Origin of the sequence: Paenibacillus tarimensis (assembly GCF_021532315.1) — a bacterium.
Taxonomy (GTDB): Bacteria; Bacillota; Bacilli; order Paenibacillales; family Paenibacillaceae; genus Paenibacillus_I; species Paenibacillus_I tarimensis.
Genome location: NZ_JAKGAO010000003.1, coordinates 133,858 through 150,727, shown reverse-complemented (window position 1 = coordinate 150,727; position 16,870 = coordinate 133,858). Strand labels below are relative to the sequence as shown.

The following is a 16,870-nucleotide window of genomic DNA, read 5'->3' as shown; positions in this document are numbered from 1 at the left end:
CACCCGGAACCTTCTAGTATCATTATGATCCATGCTTATGATTTTCAGGCGCTTCTTCGCCCAAATAAATACGGATTGTGGAACCGCGCTCCATCCGTTCGCCTGCTGCGGGAGCCTGCCGGATCACATAGCTGCCCGTGCCGGCTGAGGATAAGTTAAAATTCATGTTCAGGTCCTCGTATATCTCAGACACGCTCTTGCCAACCAGATTCGGCACCTCAACAACCGGTGTTTCGCCATATTTGTATTCCCGCTCCACCTGGTCCTTGCGGGGCTCCACGCCAAGCGCAACCAGGGCATCCGCCATTATATTGCGGACGATCGGCGCTGCTACGACTCCGCCGAACTGAATGCCTTCGGGATCATCGACAGCTACATATACGACGAGCTTCGGATGATCTGCCGGCGCGAATCCGATAAATGAGACAATATGCTCATCAGCCGAATACCGGCCGTTAATGACCTTCTGGGCGGTACCTGTTTTACCGCCGACCCGGTAACCGTCTATAAATGCATTGCGTCCGGTTCCCTTGGCAACCACGCTCTCCAGCGCCTCCCGCACCTGCTTCGATGTCTCTTCAGAAACTACCTTCCGCACAGCTTCCGGCTCAATCGTATCGACCACCTTGCCGGTCTCCGGGTTGATCCATGCTTTGGCTACATGAGGCTTGTAGAGTGTGCCCCCATTAATAGCCGCCGACACGGCAGCCACCTGCTGGATCGGTGTAACCGATACGCCCTGGCCGAAGGAAGTTGTCGCCAGCTCGACAGGCCCCACTCGATCCAGCTTGAACAGGATGCCGTTCTCCTCGCCTTTCAGATCAATTCCCGTCTTCGTTCCGAAGCCGAAGCCTTTGATATACTCAAACAGCTTTTCTTTACCCAACCTCTGGCCTAGTGTAACAAAACCCGGGTTGCATGAATTTTCCACTACCTGCAGGAAGGTCTGGCTGCCATGTCCGCCTTTCTTCCAGCAGCGCAGCCTTGCTCCGCCAACCTCGATGGCTCCAGGGTCGAAGAACGTCTCCTTGTGCAGATCTACCTTCTTCTCCTCGAGCGCAGCGGCCAGTGTAATAATTTTGAATGTGGACCCGGGCTCGTACGTCATCCAGATGGGGAGGTTCCGGTTATATACTTCGGAAGGCACCTCCCGGAATTTGTCCGGTTCATAGGTTGGTCTGCTGGCCATGCCCAATATTTCACCGTTTGCCGGGTCCATCGCAATGGCAATGATCTGCTTCGGCTGATGCTGCACCATAGCCTGATCAAGCTCACGTTCCATTATCGTCTGGACCTGCTTGTCGATGGTCAATTGCAGATTGAGGCCGTCCCTTGGCTTTTGGTAGGTGTCCGTAGAGCCGGGCATCAGATCGCCCTTGGCATCCGACAGATAGGAGATGTGGCCTGACATGCCGCTCAGCCGCTTGTCATAAGTAAGCTCAACACCAGTCAAGCCCTGGTTGTCAATGCCGGTGAAACCCAGGATATGAGCCGCCAGGCTGCCATAAGGGTTGTATCGCTTGTTATCCTCCGCCACAACAATGCCCGGAAGCGCAAGCTCGCGGATTTCCTGTGCTTTCTCCGTCGAGATTTTTCGGCCCCCGGGCTGAATGCGGACGATCCTCTCCTTCTTGGTGATCAACCCGTATACCGTTTCTTCCTTCAGGTTAAGCGCCTTGGCCAGCTTGGCAGCCGTTGTTTTGGCATCTTTCACCTGTACCGGGATCGCCATAATAGTCGGAGAGCTGATGTTATAGGCCAGTCGAACACCGTTTCTGTCAAGGATCTCTCCCCGCTTGGCGGTGAATGGAATTTCCCTCCGCCAGGAATTCTCAGCCTTCTCTGACAGCTCCTTGCCGATGCCCAGCTGCACGTAACCCAGCCGAAACACCAATGCCATGAAAGCGGCAATGACGCCCAGCAGTATATACAGCAAGCGGCGTCTGACCGTTACCCCAGATATTTTCATGCTATATCCTCCTCCGAAAGCCGAAATTTCCGCGAAAGCCGCTTCCATTTCAGCCTATTCGGACGAGGTATCCATTAGAACAACCCCTGTATGACAGGGCTTCCGGCCGGGAAATTAATAGCCGTTCCTGATTAGCCTGACGGCGGCGATGTTTCCCCCGCCGTGTCCGCTTCACCGCCAGTCTGCTCTGTCTGCCTTGCGGCAGCCCCATCCGGCTCGGCTGGCTCCGGCTTCACGATCGCTTCACCGGGCGGCTCCAATACCAGCTTGAAGACCCGCTCCCCCTGCTGCTTAGCTACCATCTGTGACTTAACGAACCCTTCTCCCTCGGTAATGCAGCGCATTTCGAGCAATGAGCAAACCTCAAGGGCATCCCGCAGCGACAACCCCCTGACATTCGGCACCGGCAGCTTGCTCCGCTCCTCTGTGATCAGGTAAATCCGCTGGAAGGAGGCCATGGCCGTACCCGGCTTGGGTACCTGCTGCAAAACTGTCGTTCCGCTTCCCACAACCTCGTAAGTCATGGCATTCGCTTTTAGCTCCGACTTGGCCTCCGACACTTTAAGCCCGGTCAGCTCGGGAGCGGTCAGCACCCTGTCCTTGCGGCCGTCCGTTTCAGCCTTAATCGCATTCGACGGCGTCACGCGCATATAGCGCAGGCTCTGCTCCACAATATCCTTGAATACCGGGGCGGCAACGGTACCGCCTCCTAGAGATGAATCCTCGGGCTCATCGGCTACGACATAAACAACAATACGCGGGTCCTCAACCGGCGCGTAGCCGATGAAGGAGACGATATATTTGTCATCAGCATATCCGCTTTTATTAGAGCTTGTTACCTTCTGGGCCGTACCGGTCTTGCCCGCAACACGATAGCCCTCAATATACGCATTTTTGCCCGTGCCAATTTCCTGGTCGGAGACAACCTGCTCCAGGTATTCGCCTACCTTGCCGGCAGTCTTTTCCGAGATGACCTGCCGCACGACCTTCGGCTGAACAACCTCTTTCTTCCCCGTCACCGGGTCTTCAATTTCCTTGATAAGATGCGGCTGCATCAGCTTGCCGCCGTTCGCTATTGCAGCAATCGCAGCGACCTGCTGTATCGGAGTCACTTGGACCGTACCTTGACCGTAGGTCAGTGTCGCCTTCTCACTCTCGTACCGGTACTTTACCATACCGGTGCTCTCTCCGCCGACCTCCAGCCCGGTCTTGGCGCCAAAGCCGAACGCTGTAATATACTTCATTAGCGTCTCGGTTGACATTTTGTTGTAGCCAAGCTCGATGAAAGCCACGTTACTCGAACGCTTCAGACCTTCCAGGAACGTGATCGGTCCCCAGCCGCCGCGTTTATGGTCGTTGAGCGTCCAGCCCCCAATATAGCGGCTGCCGGACTTGTAGATTTCATCCGGATTAAATACTCCTTCCTCTACCGCTGCTGCCAGTGTGACCATCTTGAAGGTCGAGCCCGGTTCAAGCAGGGCGCGAACAGCATAGTTATAGTCCGACCCCGGCTTCATCGTCCAATACTCATTCGGGTTATAATCCGGGTAATTAGCCATCCCGAGAATTTCCATCGTATTCGGATCCGCAGCAATCGCAGTGATGCTCTTCGGCTTGTACTTATCGTATGCCTCCTTAATCGCCTTCTCCACATAGTACTGGATCTCCGTATCAATGGTCAGTGTCACGTCCTTGCCGTCCTTCGCTGGTACATACTCGACTTCACCATTGGACAGCTGGACCTGACGACCATCCCGTTCGTAGACGAGCTTGCCGTCTGTGCCTGCGAGCTCCTCATTCAGCGACAGCTCCATACCCGTTACCGCTTCGCCTTCCTTATTGACATATCCAAGCAAATGTGAGGCCATGTCTTGCTTCGGATAATATCTCTTCTGCTCCTCAATCAGGTAGATGCCTACGTCCTTCTCATCTGTTGCCTTCTGAAGCTCCTCCCGGAATGCAACGATTTTCTCCTGCATCTCCTTGTCCAGCTTCTTGCCTTCTCTTCCAAGCTCGCGATGACGGTAATACTCCCCTTCCTCATTCTTCTTGGTAACAGCTTCCCGCAGCTCGCTCTCCTTCTTGCCAAGCAAAGTATGGAGCCTGTACACCACCTGATCGGCAATACCAAGCTTGTTAATAATCTCCGGATTGACAGCCACCGTGTATCCTGCCACATCCATTGCCAGCACGTTGCCGTTGCGGTCCGTAATGGTTCCGCGCACAGCAGGTATTTTCTGAAAGGCAGCCCAGGAGTTCTTTGCCCTCTCATACCACAGGTCTGCATTGACCACCTGAACAAAATAGACACGGCCGAGCAGAACAACAAAAAGGAGGGTCATGATCCCCCCTATAAGAAGCGTGCGAAGCTTTATTCGTTTCGTCATACCCGCCACCTACTCTCGCATGGCCGTCTGGCTGTTCCGATCGCCGATTTCTACTGCAATGACCGGTTCCTCGGACTTTACCATCCCGGACTGCTTCGCTTTTTCGATAATCGTACCCGGATCACTTAAGGTTTCAACCTGTTTCTGCAGCTCGCGGATTTCCAGCATCAATGCGCTTTGATCCCGCGTAAGCTCCTTGATTTCAACATTCAGCTGATAGATTTGCGCATAACGGAAAATGATAACCCCTGCCACCACGACACACATGAAGATAGTGAACAGGTAAAGCAGCTTCTCCTGCACCGGTATTGTCTTCTTGCGGACTACGACTCGCTTGCGCTCTTGTACGGACGGGCGGTGCTCAGGCTGCTTCTTCGGCTGCATAGCCAGGTTACCGTGCATGTAAGCCATAAAATTGGTTTGCCCCCTTCAAAACGATTAGATCATTAATAAATAATGCTATTAAATATTCATCCGTTATCGGATGAAAATGGCGACATAAGCCGGCAGTCGGGAGCTGTAGCGGCCTGCTCCCCTGCCGACGCTCCTTACAGCTTCTCAGCAATGCGCAGCTTGGCGGACCTTGCCCGCGGATTACTCTCCAGCTCTTGTGGCCCTGGGACGATCGGCTTGCGGTTGACCAGCTTGAGCTGACCGTTGTTTCCGCATACGCAGAGCGGGAAATCCGGCGGACAGGTGCATTTTTCTACAAATTTCGCAAAAATCTGCTTGCAGATCCGGTCCTCAAGAGAATGAAAGGTGATGACAGATGCACGCCCGCCCGGCTTCAGACATCTTACAGCCTGCAGCAGCGCTTCCTCTTCAGACTTAAGCTCGTCATTAACAGCAATTCGCAGCGCCTGGAACGAACGCTTGGCGGGATGTCCGCCTGTTCGCCTGGCAGCGGCCGGGATACCGGCTTTGACCAGCTCCGCGAGCTGTCCCGTTGTCTCGATCGGCCCTTCTTCACGGGCTTTCACGATCTTCTTGGCAATATTCCGGGCAAAACGTTCCTCACCGTACCAGTCCAGAATTTTGGAGATTTCACGTTCTTCCCACTCGTTAACAATCTCTCTGGCCGTAAGTGTCTCCGACTGGTCCATCCGCATATCAAGCGGCGCATCATGGTTATAGCTGAAACCCCGCTCCGCTTCATCAAGCTGCGGACTCGATACACCCAAATCGAACAAAATGCCATCCACCTGAGGCACGCCATCCTGCATCGGCACGCCTGCTTCCTTCAAAGCCGCTTCCAAATACCTGAAATTGCTCTTGACCAGTGTTACCTTATGTATGTAAGGCGCCAGCCGCTGCTTCGCATTCTCATGCGCTAAGTCGTCCTGATCGAACGCAATGAGGCGTCCGCTGTCTCCCAGCTTAGACGCGATCAGCTCGCTGTGCCCTGCACCGCCAAGCGTGCAATCCACATAGATGCCGCCCGGCTTAACAGACAGGCCCTCCACTGCTTCTTCCTTAAGCACCGTAACGTGTTCAAACATCGGAATCTTAGCCCTCCCGGCTTTGTAGTGTTCCGAATCGGGGCCTTCTGTCAGAAGTTGAAGTCCATATCAACCAGCTTCTCGGCGATTTCATTAAAGGTTTCCTCCGATTGCTGGTAGTAACCTTCCCAGATCGCCTTGCTCCATACCTCCACCCGGTTGGATACGCCGATTACGACGCAATCCTTATCGAGCTTGGCATATTCACACAAATGATTCGGTAAATTTACCCTTCCCTGTTTGTCGAGCTCGCATTCGGTCGCTCCTGAGAAGAAGAAGCGCGAGAATGCCCGAGCATCCGACTTCATCAGGGGCAGCGACTTCAGCTTCTGCTCCAGTACACTCCACTCACTCATCGGATAAACGAATAAACAGTTATCGAGTCCACGGGTGACGATAAACTGGGAGCCCAAGCTTTCGCGGAACTTCGCGGGAATGGTCAACCGGCCCTTGTCATCAATGTTATGCTGATATTCCCCCATAAACATCCGGCCGCTCCACCCCTTCCCCCGCAATCACCACTTTGCCCCACTTTTCTCCACTCCGGATGAAATATTCGCCACCTAAAATAAAAATCCTGCTCCGAGAGCAGGATTTTTTTGAATTATTTTATGAGGTTAAAAATCTCTAATTGTTTAGGACTTCGCTTGGTCAGCCAGACGAACCAGCATATGCGCGAGCATATGACGCTGTTCCTTGTCGCCTACCTTCCAAAGCTCCTGCAGCAGCTTCTCCTCACGATTGCGAGGCTCCTCGTTAGCCGCCAGGTAATCTGCCACCTTCTCAGCTGTCTTCGCCAGCTGCTCTTCTCCGAGACCAAGCTTCTGCCCAAGCTGGACGCGCTTGCCGAGATAGCTGATAAAGGTATCGAAGTTGCTGAGGATCTCTTCCTTCTGTTCCGGCTTGATCTTCGCAATTGCCTCATCTACATTGTTCGTTTGAACACTGCCGTCTTTTTCCATTACATGGTTACGTTCATTCATCTGTAACGCCTCCTTGTAGTGTGAGATCTGCACACTATTAAATAACCTTTGGCTGCGATAAGTAACCAGAATGAGAGATTCCTCACAAAACCTGCCTTGAAGCAAGGCTGCGCTAAAGATAGAAAAGGGCTTTCGCAATAAAGCTTAAAGCTGGCCCAGAACATAATAAACTGCCAAACAGCGAGAGGGCGTCCCTAATCATCAAAGATGGCCTGGAGGGTACCTCAACTGCTGAAGAAAGCTGCAATTGAACAAAAATAAATAATGGCGCCACAGGTATAAGACCCGGTGGCGCCATCGTTACTGTTGAAAGGTGATTATGAGCCCCGATTCTACGTGACTCAGTGTTCCTGCCAGCTGTCGAGATACTGCTTCTGCTCCTCGGAGAGCCGGTCAATATCCGTGCCAAGCGAAGCCAGCTTGATCCGCGCTACCTGCTCATCCAGCTCATAAGGAACATTCACAACCTGATTGCCAATCTTCTGATAGCAGTCATTCACGTACTTCAGAGACATCGCCTGAAGGGCAAAGGTCATATCCATAATCTCCGCCGGATGTCCGTCACCTGCTGCAAGGTTAACAAGGCGGCCTTCAGCCAGCAAATAAATGCTTCTGCCGTCCTTGAGCTTGTACTCTTCAATATTACGGCGAACCGTGCGGACGCTTGTCGACATTGCCTCAAGCTCCGGCTTGTTCACTTCGACGTCAAAGTGGCCTGCGTTCGACAGGATTGCGCCATCCTTCATCACTTCATAATGCTCGCCGCGGATGACATCCCGGTTTCCTGTTACGGTTACGAAGTAGTCGCCCTGCTTAGCAGCCTCAATCATCGGCATAACGGCAAATCCGTCCATATAGGCTTCAACCGCTTTGATAGCGTCAATTTCGGTTACGATGACATTGGCGCCCAGCCCCTTGGCCCGCATCGCCACGCCCTTGCCGCACCAGCCATAACCGACAACGACAACCGTCTTGCCTGCAACAACCAGGTTAGTCGTCCGGTTAATGCCATCCCATACCGATTGACCTGTACCATACCTGTTATCGAACAAATATTTACAGAATGCATCATTCACAGCGACCATCGGGAATTTCAGCGATCCTTCCTTCTCCATCGCCTTGAGACGCAAAATGCCCGTTGTCGTCTCTTCCGCTCCCCCCCGGACACCGGCAAGCAGGTCCGTGCGCTCCGAATGCAGAATCGTAACGAGATCGCCGCCGTCGTCGATAATAAGATCCGGCTTCGTCTCAAGCGTGCGCACCATCAGTTCCTTGTACTCCTTCGGGTCCGGATTATACTTAGCGAAGACCGTAATACCGTCTTCCACAAGCGCTGCACACACGTCATCCTGAGTGGAAAGAGGGTTGCTGCCCGTAATCGCTACTTCCGCTCCGCCTGCCTTTACCACCTTGGCCAGGTAGGCTGTCTTTGCTTCGAGATGAAGCGAAATCGCAACGCGGAGCCCCTTGAACGGCTGCTCCTTCTCAAACTGCTCGCGAATCTTATTCAATACCGGCATATGAGCCTGTACCCAATCAATCTTGAGATGTCCTTCGCGGGCCAGTCCCATATCCGTCACAATACTGTTGTTTGCTGTACTCATTATCTGATCCTCCCTGATTAGCTGCCGTCACCGGCCTCTTGTGCTTGTTAGCCTATCCACTTGCCCAGTTAAATAATACCGGCTACAGCCGGATATGATAATGCCCTCCCGCCGGGTTGAAAGGAACACCCAAAAGCTCCTCCAGCCAGCGGGAACCATAGCGATTCCATAGTACGGTAAGATTAAGCACCCGTTCCTGCGGCTTGCCTCCCGGCTGCACCCATGTGCTGATCCGGTTCCAGCGGTTAAGCTCCGTTGCGTGACGCCGTTCATGCGCTTCCCTGGCCTTGCCGTGCAAATATCGGATTTGGGCAAGAATTCGCTCTTTATTGTCGGCGCCTATAGGAGCAAGGCCCTTCTCCAGCTCCGGCAGCCTATCCAGCAGCGGAGCGTAGATCGCTTCAAACTCCCGCTCAGTCCGCGCAAACACCTCATCCAGCTGCCAGTCATCCTGACTCTTCAGCCAAGCTTGCTTCCGTTCGTCTAGTCCTGAACGGGCCTCCTCCATGCTTATTCCGAAATGGGCCATCCACTTCTCGATAGAGCTGTCGGTTATTGTAAAGGATGTCCGGGGGACCACGAGCGGCATGCTCATCCCGAATGAGCGGAATGCTTCAGTTGTCTGTGCCCAATATGCGATCTCACCCGGCCCCAGCACGGTTGCCAGAACCGGCAGCAGGTAATCCTGCATTAGCGGCCTCGTCAGCACATTATTACTGAACAGCTCCGGCCACCGGCCGGCTGCATCCAGCAGCTTGTCTGGCGAGATGGAGAAGCTTCCCTTCCTGTCTGTATAACCGGCTTCTCCACGGTAAAGCAGAATTCGCTCTCCCGCTTGCTGGCGCTCAGTGGGGACCAGACGCTCATCCCGGTATAAAAACAGATGAGCACAGTTCGGCTGAGCTTCCGCCTGGAGCGGATAGCCCATGGCCGTCAGCTGTTTGCCAGCAGCTGTATAAGCCTGCTCCAGCCGCTGGCCTTCTGCCAGTATGCGCTCAAACATTGGAGCCTCCAGCTTACGCAGCGCAGGATCGTCCGCATCCAAAAGCACCAAGCCCTCGTCAGCAAACAGCATAGTAAGCAGGGAAGCGAACAGATCGGTTAATGTTTCGGCTCGTTCTGCAGCTTTCTCCAGCATCTCCAGCATCTCGGGCTTAAATAAGGTATCCGGCAGCGTGTCCGCCAGCTGACGGGTCTGTTCCCGCCATACTGCCGGATCCACTTTCGTGCGGGTGACCGAAGTCCGCGGATGCTCCGGCCGGTCGGCCGAAAGCTTGCTAAGCTCGTATTCCGGGCCAATCACATAAGCATGGTTGGCCTCATCCCAGTCATGATCCTCACCAGCAATCCAGAATACGGGGATGACCCTCTGTCCGAGCTCGCGCTCCGCATATTTGGCCGCGTTTATAATGGATACGGCTTTATGTATAACCATGGCTGGACCTGTCCACAAGCAGGCTTGATGGCCGCCTGCCACCGTATATGCACCGCTGCCGATCACGGCAATATGCTCCTCTGTCAATCTGGAGCAGCCATAACGCCGGTTAAACGCCAGCAGCACGCCTGCAATTTCCTGAGGGTCAGCCTTGGGGCGCTCACTCGAGCGCAGCCAATCCGCTCTATGGCGCCAATCCCCCGGATTCGCCGGGTGTCCGCCGAAATGCCTTTCAAGGGCTGCATCCTGGCGGTGTATATACGCGAAGGGCAGGGGATGGCCGACCGGCACAGTCAGCGTTTCAACATTCATGATTTGCCCTGAACCTCCTGTCATGCGCGAGTATGCCTTGATTGTACACAACGCGAGAGAGTAACGTCAAAAAAAACTCCGGCGAGAGATAAAAATATACAGCCACACGCTAACGAACCTCTGCCATCGTTGATTTCCAGTTCCTTGATAATCAATATGTATGCAATTATGTATAGTTATAATTATTGGTGCTTATGCGAGCGGCCGTCTAAATCACCTTCCAGAACGCCTGGCCGATCCCGATGACCATAAGCAGCAGGTACATCGCACTCATAACAAAAAAACTTAGCCGCCAAACAGCTCTTGCGATCCTTTTCGCGTTCACTTCCCCTTTGGACCGGTACTGCAGATTGCCGAGAAGTCCGCCGCCAATCAGCAGAACAAGCAGTATACCGTAAAAGCCAAACCTTGTGCTGAACACTTCGTTAAATAACACAGCGACACAGCCGATCAATGGGAATGTTGTCACGTCCATCGCCAGTCTGAAGCCCTTCTTGCGATCCTTCTTGTAGGCCGCGTACCCGAAGTATACGGCGACAAAAGGTAAAATTGGCATCACGGCCATAACTGCATATATTGTCTGGATACTAGCCAGTATCGTCCCCATCCGCACTACGCCCCTTCCCGCTCTGCTCTACAACCGCTTCAACCAAATCGACGAGCGCTTCGTTAAGCGGCGCGGCTATGCCAAGCTTCCCCGCGAGTCCCACGACCCCGCCGTTAATGGCGGCGATCTCAGTCTGCCTCCCGTGCTGGATATCAGCCAGCATTGAGGAGCGGTTGTCTGCCGTCTTCTCGCAAACTGTCAGCAGCTCCTCCCACTCTTGCCCTGTTTCGGGCAGACCTGCCGCCTGGAGAACCGCTTTTGTCTCCTCATGAAGTGCCTTCATCAGCGCCGGGACTCCGGGCTGCTGTTTCAGTTCACCGTTTCGGACACCAAGCAGTGCAGTCAGAGGATTTATAACGGCATTGACCATCAGCTTGCGATAGATTCGATTGTTGATGTCTTTCGACATAAAGGCTGCTATTCCTGCCTCGTTCAGCGTGTTCAGCAACATTTTTTGCCACTCTATATCCTCGCTCTCACCCATATGGAGTTCACCGTGACCTGTCAGCAGAACCGTTCTGCCGTCTTGTCTGAACGCCCCTTCCGTTGTCACCGCCGGTATAAAGGTAACGTCGGGAAGCTCCGTTTGCAGGTATTCAATATGGCCGACTCCGTTCTGCAGGCAAAGCACCGGATAGCGCTCCGCCGCAAGCTCTCCGATTAGCCTGACCAAAGCGGGATTACTCAGATGTGTCTGCTTGACCGTAAGCAGCAGGCACTCTTCCGTGCACCGCTTGTCTGCCTCCACCCAGGATGGGAACTCCGCTGCTGCGGCAGCCTGAACTGCAGCCACAGCCGCTACGCCGCTCCCCTGAACAGATATCCCCTTTTCCTCAATCATTCCGGCCTGCGCCGCTGTTCTCGTCCATACCATAACCGAGCTTCCTGCTAGGGCCAGCCTGCCCGCGTAAGAAAGACCGATTGCCCCACCGCCGATAATATGAAACCGCAACCCCACCGCCCCCAATCTTCCATCTTATTGTAACAAAAAAGGACATAGGCCAAAAGAAAAAGCACTCCGTACGCAACGGAATGCTTCTGTCGTCTTACCCTGATTATTCTATTCGTTCAAGGTTGCCGTTGGCATCCATCTTGAACCGGTGCTTCGTGTCCTCTTCTTCGTTCAGAACCGCAAGCCGGCGGGCCCGGTCCATGATTTGGATGAGTGTTTTGTAATCATCATTGACTGAGCGGTAATCCGTCTGCACATTATTCACTTCACGTGTCAGCCGTTCATTCTCCACTCTCAGGTCGAACATTTCCTCATCTTTTTCCTTGAGTTCCTTCTCGAGAGTCTTAATCTGGCGGTTCAGATCCTGATAGGCATTCCGCCATTGTCTCAGGAAGCGGATGACCGCATCCATCGTCAGCGTCTCTTCACCAGCGATTTCGCTCTTGTACGGGCGGTCCTCTGTATCCAGGACGACCGATGACACATGCGGAACGGCCGACGCCGATTGCTTCTTCATATAATTCCGTTTTTGCCGCTGCTGCTTGGCCAGCTGAATCGCTTCTTCATAGCGCTTGCGTACACAGCTGTTCCACCGGAAGCCGCAGGCTGCGGACGTCCGCCCGATTCGCTCCCCGACCTCTTCAAAAGCCGCAAGCTGCGTGCTGCCATCACGGATATGCCGCAGCGTGACTTCCGCCAGGATCATGTCGTCATCCGGGCTCCACGCATCTTGTCTGACTGCTGTCATGCATTGATAACCTCCTAACGTAAAAGACGCTTACTTTATCACTATGCCCTTGGTAGAGTTCATAGAATCTATCGCATACTAAAATGTATATCCACTTTTTGTGAGGCTCATACATGCTGAAGGACAAATCGGGGGATACTTGCCATAATAAAAATCATTTTTCGTCAAAATCTTTTTCAAATTCAGGCCGAAACAGTTTACATCGAACAAGCCGCGGCGTTATAATGTTGTGTAGTAATCAGATCGTGCGATACGAGAGGGGGCTGAATGCGTGGCACGTATGTTTCGGGTACTTGGCTTCTGGACACTTGTCATCGGCCTGATGGCCTTTGCAGGTCATATGATCGAGATGGCAATGTTGTTTTTTTTCCAGACGGCTGTTTTCGTCCTGTTGGGCTACTTGAATTTCTCGGAACGCACATACATATTGATGTTCTGGGGATATATGATTATTTCATTTGTCGGATTCACATATTGGTCGGTCTTCGAGATGGGTCTCCCATTCTGATCCGCCAAGCAGAGGGGCAGTTTGACAGCGGGGTTTGCGAAACCCCGAGTCAAACTGCCCCTCTTTCGTGCTTGCGCAGCACCATAACCTGAAAGCGTTCGCTCATCCCGTCAATCAGCAGCAGCTGACGAACAGCACGGTTGCGCTTTGCTTCCGGACTGAACGGGTCGGCATTACAATGCTCCCGCAGCTCCTCAAGTATGTCTGCCCGGATTAGAAATTGCTGCTGGGAGCGTATTCCGCTACCTGCCAACCCTCCTCTTCCGCCGCCTTCCGCACAGCCGTAAAATTAACAAGAGCCGTAATGTCCTGACTGCCCGGCTCTCTATACGGATTATCATGGGCAACATGCCGCTTGTAGCACAGGAGTGTGCGTTCATGTCATCCGGCAGCCAGCCTGCTCTTCCCTCTGTCATAATACAATCCCGTATATGCGCTTGAAGCAAAGATTCTCTATCCACCCAGCATCTCTTCCCCGTCGCACTTTACTGTTTCTTAAGGACAAAATGTCCGCCAAACGATATAATAGTAGCATTGCTTGCATAATATGGTTCCCATAACCGCATACAAGGAGGACCCTCTAATTGTGATGTCCCGATGCTTCAAGCAGATAGCCGGGTTAAGCGCCCTTCTGCTGTTTATCTGGCTTGTACATACGCCCCTTCACGCGGTCGGACAAGCTCAGGAGCCCGATGAAGAGGAGCTTAGACTGCTGCTAGAGAAAAGTTTATCCATTACCGAGCTGGATAAGGAGATCGCACGGATCGGCGTTCAGAAAGAACAGACCTTGAAACGAATCTCCGAGCTGTCACAGCTCATCGAAAGCAAGAGTGTGGAGCTTAAAGAGCTGGAAGCGAAGGCGGGAGATATTATCCGCGCCTATTATACGGGGGAACGCGATTCACTTATTGGCGCTGTTCTCTCCTTTCAAAGCCTGCCGGACTTATTCCTTATGCTCGACTATTTCGATGTCATTATAGCGAACGACAAAAAATCGCTTGACGGATATAAGGAACAGTACCGTGAGCTGCAGAAGGAACGCGAGAAGCTGGCGGAGGACGAGTCCCGGCTCACCTCGCTGGAGACCAGCCTGCTTGCCCAGCGGGAGCGGATTGTGAGGCTTCAGAGCGATGTCGACAGCTCACTTGCAAGCAGCAGTGACGCAGACCGCCTGCGCGTGTTGATCGACGAGCTGGTTGCTTACTGGGAAACAGCGGGCATGCATGAGGTCAAGCGCTATTTCCGCGCCCTGGCAGAAACGATGAAGGAGCTTCCTGAATGGCTGCAGGAGAATCCCGGGCTGATGGAGATGAACGGTCTCTCCTATACCCTGCGCCTGCCCGATGATGAACTCAACCGCTTCCTGCGTGAACAGAATGACCTGTTCGATAATTTCCAGTTCCGGTTTGAGAACGGCTTGATTGCCGCAAGCGGAAGACGCGAGGGCATGGAAATCAGCCTGACCGGCCATTACCTTGTTGAGGATGAGCCTGTGCATGCTATCCGGTTCTACACGGATGAGCTCAAGTTTAATGGCTTAACGCTCCCCGACACAACCGTACGCGATCTGGAAAACAGCTTCGATCTCAGCTTTTATCCGCAGCGCCTGGTATCATTCGTTAAAGCAGATTCTATTGTCATTGAAGATGGCGAGCTTGTTATCAAGCTCTCCGTGGTGCTGGAATAAGGCGGGACCGCACCGTTCACCCGTGCATCAGCTGGCCGATAAAGGCCGGCTGGTGCTTTTTTTATCCACAAGCCCCGCTGTTCTCTCACCTCTCCGTGCTTGCGGCCTTGCATGCCCCTCAAGACTCATCCATAATACTAGTACTTCTATTATCTAATTCGAACCTGCTAATTCAGGCCAACTTGGAGGTGCACCACATTGAATGTTCAGTATATGACCGGAATTGAGATGGCACTGCCTGAAGGAAAGCTGCCGGGCTTCTATGCCCAAGTCATTAAGAAGCTCGCATCTTCCGGCGGCATAGCCGACCGGGACAAGAACCTGCTGTTCGTTCATCCCGACCGGCTGGAGGCCGTCATGGAAATTCTTCACGCTTACAAAGCCGAAACAGAGACCGGTCCCTGGCTGCTGCTGGGCTCATCTAACGACGGCTGGGAAACCCGTTCTCTATGGATGGATTACGGGGTAGAAACACGTTCCGGCAACCTGTTCGCCGATAGCCAGCTGGCTGCAGCGGTTCAGCTAAAGGGTAACGTTGAGGGGGCTGAAATACATCCGGCCAGTATGCAGCTTGAGGAGCACGCCATCGCACTGCATCAGGCCTCTCGGCTCTATGTGATCGACCGGCAGCTTCTGCCTCTTGCCGAGAGCATAGGAAAAGCCTACCACTGCCTCGTAACCGAGTTCAGCGGCAAGCCTTAGGAAATTCAATATAGAGGGGCCTGGATGGCCCCCTCTTCTCTTTTACAGCAGATCGGCCGCGAGCTGGGCCAGCTTGGAGCGCTCGCCCTTTTCAAGCATCATATGACCGCTTAGACTCTCGCTTTTGAACCGTTCCACGATATACGTCAATCCGTTGCTCACGGTATCCAGGTATGGATGATCGATCTGCTGCGGGTCCCCCATTAGAATGATTTTACTGCCCTCGCCCACACGGGAAACGATGGTTTTTACCTCGTGCTTCGATAGATTTTGCGCCTCATCAATGATAATAAACTGGCCGGGAATCGATCGCCCCCTGATATAGGTAAGAGCCTCCACCTGAATACTTCCGAGCCCCATCAAAATCTTGTCGATATCACCGGATTTTTTCGTATCGAACAAGAATTCCAGATTATCATAGATCGGCTGCATCCAGGGGCGAAGCTTCTCTTCTTTCTCACCCGGAAGGTAACCGATATCCTTACCCATTGGCACAACCGGTCTCGCAATAAGGAGCTTCTTATATTTATGTTCATCCTCCACCTTGGACAATCCCGCCGCGAGCGCAAGCAGCGTCTTGCCTGTTCCAGCCTTACCCGATAAGGTGACGAGGGGGATATCATCGTTAAGAAGCAGTTCGAGCGCCATTCGCTGCTGGGCGTTGCGGGCGGTTATGCCCCACACGGCCTCGTTGCTCAGGAAAAGCGGCTCAAGCCGGGCGCCGTCTCCGCTTACCTTAAGCAGGGCGGATTTGGATGTGCCCATCTCATCCTTCAGAATAACAAATTCATTCGGATACAGTCTGGAAGCTCCCGGAACGGACTTGATGCTGAGGAAGCGGTAGGTGTAGAACTCATCTATGATCGAAGGGTGCACGTGGATGTTAATGTAGCCCGAGTACAGTTCTGATGGCTCTACCGTACGGTCGGACAAGTAATCCTGTGCCTTTAGGCCGAAGACATCCGCTTTTACCCTGACCAATACATCCTTGCTCACCAGTACGACCTGCTTCGCTGCCTCTTTCGCTGTTTCTTCAATGTGATAGTTCAAGGCCACAGCCAGTATCCGGTTGTCGTTGGACATTTCGCCGAACATCTCCTGCACGCGCAGGAAGCTGCGGTGGTTCAGCTCGACCTTTAACACCCCTCCGCCTTCCAGCTCTATACCTTCATGAAGATGCCCGAGATCCCGGAGTCCGTCCAGCAGACGTGATATGTGGCGCGCGTTGCGGCCCAGTTCATCTGCCAGACGCTTCTTCGAATCGATTTCTTCCAACACCACGGCGGGAATAATAACTTCATTATCCTCGAAGGCGAATATGGCCTGCGGATCATGAAGAAGCACGTTGGTATCCAGCACGAATATTTTTTTCATTGTGAAACCTCCCGGCGTCGGATTATCGGATTAACGGCATACATAGCTGCAATCCATTACGGGTAAGCTAGGGGCGATGATCGATACGTGAGACGAAAGGTTG

General features: G+C 53.2%; 17 protein-coding genes. 3 read left to right on the top strand and 14 right to left on the bottom strand.

What is annotated here, in order from left to right:
* Positions 1–22: 22 nt before the first annotated feature.
* From L1N82_RS00705 to L1N82_RS00655, 11 genes are all read right to left on the bottom strand, one after another.
* Positions 23–1,969: a stage V sporulation protein D gene (locus L1N82_RS00705; RefSeq protein ID WP_235285411.1), complete on the bottom strand. Its 1,947-nt coding sequence runs from the start codon at positions 1,967–1,969 to the stop codon at positions 23–25.
* A 131-nt stretch (positions 1,970–2,100) separates the two neighbouring features.
* Positions 2,101–4,356: a penicillin-binding transpeptidase domain-containing protein gene (locus L1N82_RS00700; RefSeq protein WP_235285410.1), complete on the bottom strand. Its 2,256-nt coding sequence runs from the start codon at positions 4,354–4,356 to the stop codon at positions 2,101–2,103.
* A 9-nt stretch (positions 4,357–4,365) separates the two neighbouring features.
* Positions 4,366–4,767: a cell division protein FtsL gene (gene ftsL2 / locus L1N82_RS00695; RefSeq protein WP_235285409.1), complete on the bottom strand. Its 402-nt coding sequence runs from the start codon at positions 4,765–4,767 to the stop codon at positions 4,366–4,368.
* Between the two features lie 137 nt (positions 4,768–4,904).
* Positions 4,905–5,855: a 16S rRNA (cytosine(1402)-N(4))-methyltransferase RsmH gene (gene rsmH / locus L1N82_RS00690; protein ID WP_235285408.1), complete on the bottom strand. Its 951-nt coding sequence runs from the start codon at positions 5,853–5,855 to the stop codon at positions 4,905–4,907.
* A 50-nt stretch (positions 5,856–5,905) separates the two neighbouring features.
* Positions 5,906–6,343: a division/cell wall cluster transcriptional repressor MraZ gene (gene mraZ / locus L1N82_RS00685; RefSeq protein WP_235285407.1), complete on the bottom strand. Its 438-nt coding sequence runs from the start codon at positions 6,341–6,343 to the stop codon at positions 5,906–5,908.
* A gap of 147 nt (positions 6,344–6,490) precedes the next feature.
* A complete protein-coding gene (locus L1N82_RS00680; protein ID WP_235285406.1) occupies positions 6,491–6,838 on the bottom strand; it encodes a DUF3243 domain-containing protein in 348 nt (115 codons plus the stop codon).
* Positions 6,839–7,179: 341 nt separating this feature from the next.
* Complete coding sequence (locus L1N82_RS00675; RefSeq protein ID WP_235285405.1) at positions 7,180–8,442, bottom strand: adenosylhomocysteinase; 1,263 nt, start codon at positions 8,440–8,442, stop codon at positions 7,180–7,182.
* An 82-nt stretch (positions 8,443–8,524) separates the two neighbouring features.
* The gene (gene bshC / locus L1N82_RS00670) at positions 8,525–10,189 is read right to left on the bottom strand and encodes a bacillithiol biosynthesis cysteine-adding enzyme BshC (RefSeq protein WP_235285404.1); all 1,665 of its coding nucleotides are present in this window, start codon (positions 10,187–10,189) and stop codon (positions 8,525–8,527) included.
* A 208-nt stretch (positions 10,190–10,397) separates the two neighbouring features.
* Positions 10,398–10,796 carry a DUF3397 domain-containing protein gene (locus tag L1N82_RS00665; RefSeq protein WP_235285403.1) on the bottom strand — a complete coding sequence of 133 codons (399 nt, stop codon included), beginning with the start codon at positions 10,794–10,796 and terminating at the stop codon, positions 10,398–10,400.
* Positions 10,777–11,748: a ketopantoate reductase family protein gene (locus L1N82_RS00660; RefSeq protein ID WP_235285402.1), complete on the bottom strand. Its 972-nt coding sequence runs from the start codon at positions 11,746–11,748 to the stop codon at positions 10,777–10,779. The genes L1N82_RS00665 and L1N82_RS00660 overlap by 20 nt, the downstream gene beginning before the upstream one ends.
* Positions 11,749–11,851: 103 nt before the next feature.
* On the bottom strand, positions 11,852–12,496 hold the full coding sequence (locus L1N82_RS00655; RefSeq protein ID WP_235285401.1) for an RsfA family transcriptional regulator: 645 nt from the start codon (positions 12,494–12,496) through the stop codon (positions 11,852–11,854).
* Positions 12,497–12,767: 271 nt separating this feature from the next.
* Here L1N82_RS00655 and L1N82_RS00650 point away from each other — a divergent pair, with 271 nt between their 5' ends.
* Complete coding sequence (locus tag L1N82_RS00650; protein WP_111148715.1) at positions 12,768–13,004, top strand: DUF2626 domain-containing protein; 237 nt, start codon at positions 12,768–12,770, stop codon at positions 13,002–13,004.
* Positions 13,005–13,053: 49 nt separating this feature from the next.
* On the opposite strand, the gene L1N82_RS00645 is transcribed toward L1N82_RS00650, so the two are convergent.
* A complete protein-coding gene (locus L1N82_RS00645; protein ID WP_235285400.1) occupies positions 13,054–13,257 on the bottom strand; it encodes a hypothetical protein in 204 nt (67 codons plus the stop codon).
* Positions 13,218–13,370 (bottom strand): SAM-dependent methyltransferase, encoded by a 153-nt coding sequence (locus L1N82_RS23525; protein ID WP_407946662.1) that lies wholly within the window; start codon positions 13,368–13,370, stop codon positions 13,218–13,220. The genes L1N82_RS00645 and L1N82_RS23525 overlap by 40 nt, the downstream gene beginning before the upstream one ends.
* A gap of 223 nt (positions 13,371–13,593) precedes the next feature.
* On the opposite strand from L1N82_RS23525, the gene L1N82_RS00640 reads away from it, so the two are divergent.
* Positions 13,594–14,691 carry a coiled-coil domain-containing protein gene (locus L1N82_RS00640; protein ID WP_235285399.1) on the top strand — a complete coding sequence of 366 codons (1,098 nt, stop codon included), beginning with the start codon at positions 13,594–13,596 and terminating at the stop codon, positions 14,689–14,691.
* A 198-nt stretch (positions 14,692–14,889) separates the two neighbouring features.
* On the top strand, positions 14,890–15,393 hold the full coding sequence (locus L1N82_RS00635) for a hypothetical protein (RefSeq protein ID WP_235285398.1): 504 nt from the start codon (positions 14,890–14,892) through the stop codon (positions 15,391–15,393).
* A 42-nt stretch (positions 15,394–15,435) separates the two neighbouring features.
* On the opposite strand, the gene L1N82_RS00630 is transcribed toward L1N82_RS00635, so the two are convergent.
* Positions 15,436–16,767 carry a PhoH family protein gene (locus L1N82_RS00630; RefSeq protein WP_235285397.1) on the bottom strand — a complete coding sequence of 444 codons (1,332 nt, stop codon included), beginning with the start codon at positions 16,765–16,767 and terminating at the stop codon, positions 15,436–15,438.
* Positions 16,768–16,870: the final 103 nt, after the last annotated feature.

Bases quoted from the DNA above. Each gene is read 5' to 3' on its own strand.
- L1N82_RS00675 (WP_235285405.1), bottom strand. From the start codon at position 8,442: ATGAGTACAGCAAACAACAGTATTGTGACGGATATGGGACTGGCCCGC.
- mraZ (WP_235285407.1), bottom strand. From the start codon at position 6,343: ATGTTTATGGGGGAATATCAGCATAACATTGATGACAAGGGCCGGTTG.
- ftsL2 (WP_235285409.1), bottom strand. From the start codon at position 4,767: ATGGCTTACATGCACGGTAACCTGGCTATGCAGCCGAAGAAGCAGCCT.
- L1N82_RS00655 (WP_235285401.1), bottom strand. From the start codon at position 12,496: ATGACAGCAGTCAGACAAGATGCGTGGAGCCCGGATGACGACATGATC.
- rsmH (WP_235285408.1), bottom strand. From the start codon at position 5,855: ATGTTTGAACACGTTACGGTGCTTAAGGAAGAAGCAGTGGAGGGCCTG.
- L1N82_RS00640 (WP_235285399.1), top strand. From the start codon at position 13,594: ATGTCCCGATGCTTCAAGCAGATAGCCGGGTTAAGCGCCCTTCTGCTG.
- bshC (WP_235285404.1), bottom strand. From the start codon at position 10,189: ATGAATGTTGAAACGCTGACTGTGCCGGTCGGCCATCCCCTGCCCTTC.
- L1N82_RS00680 (WP_235285406.1), bottom strand. From the start codon at position 6,838: ATGAATGAACGTAACCATGTAATGGAAAAAGACGGCAGTGTTCAAACG.
- L1N82_RS00665 (WP_235285403.1), bottom strand. From the start codon at position 10,796: ATGGGGACGATACTGGCTAGTATCCAGACAATATATGCAGTTATGGCC.
- L1N82_RS00705 (WP_235285411.1), bottom strand. From the start codon at position 1,969: ATGAAAATATCTGGGGTAACGGTCAGACGCCGCTTGCTGTATATACTG.
- L1N82_RS00630 (WP_235285397.1), bottom strand. From the start codon at position 16,767: ATGAAAAAAATATTCGTGCTGGATACCAACGTGCTTCTTCATGATCCG.
- L1N82_RS00700 (WP_235285410.1), bottom strand. From the start codon at position 4,356: ATGACGAAACGAATAAAGCTTCGCACGCTTCTTATAGGGGGGATCATG.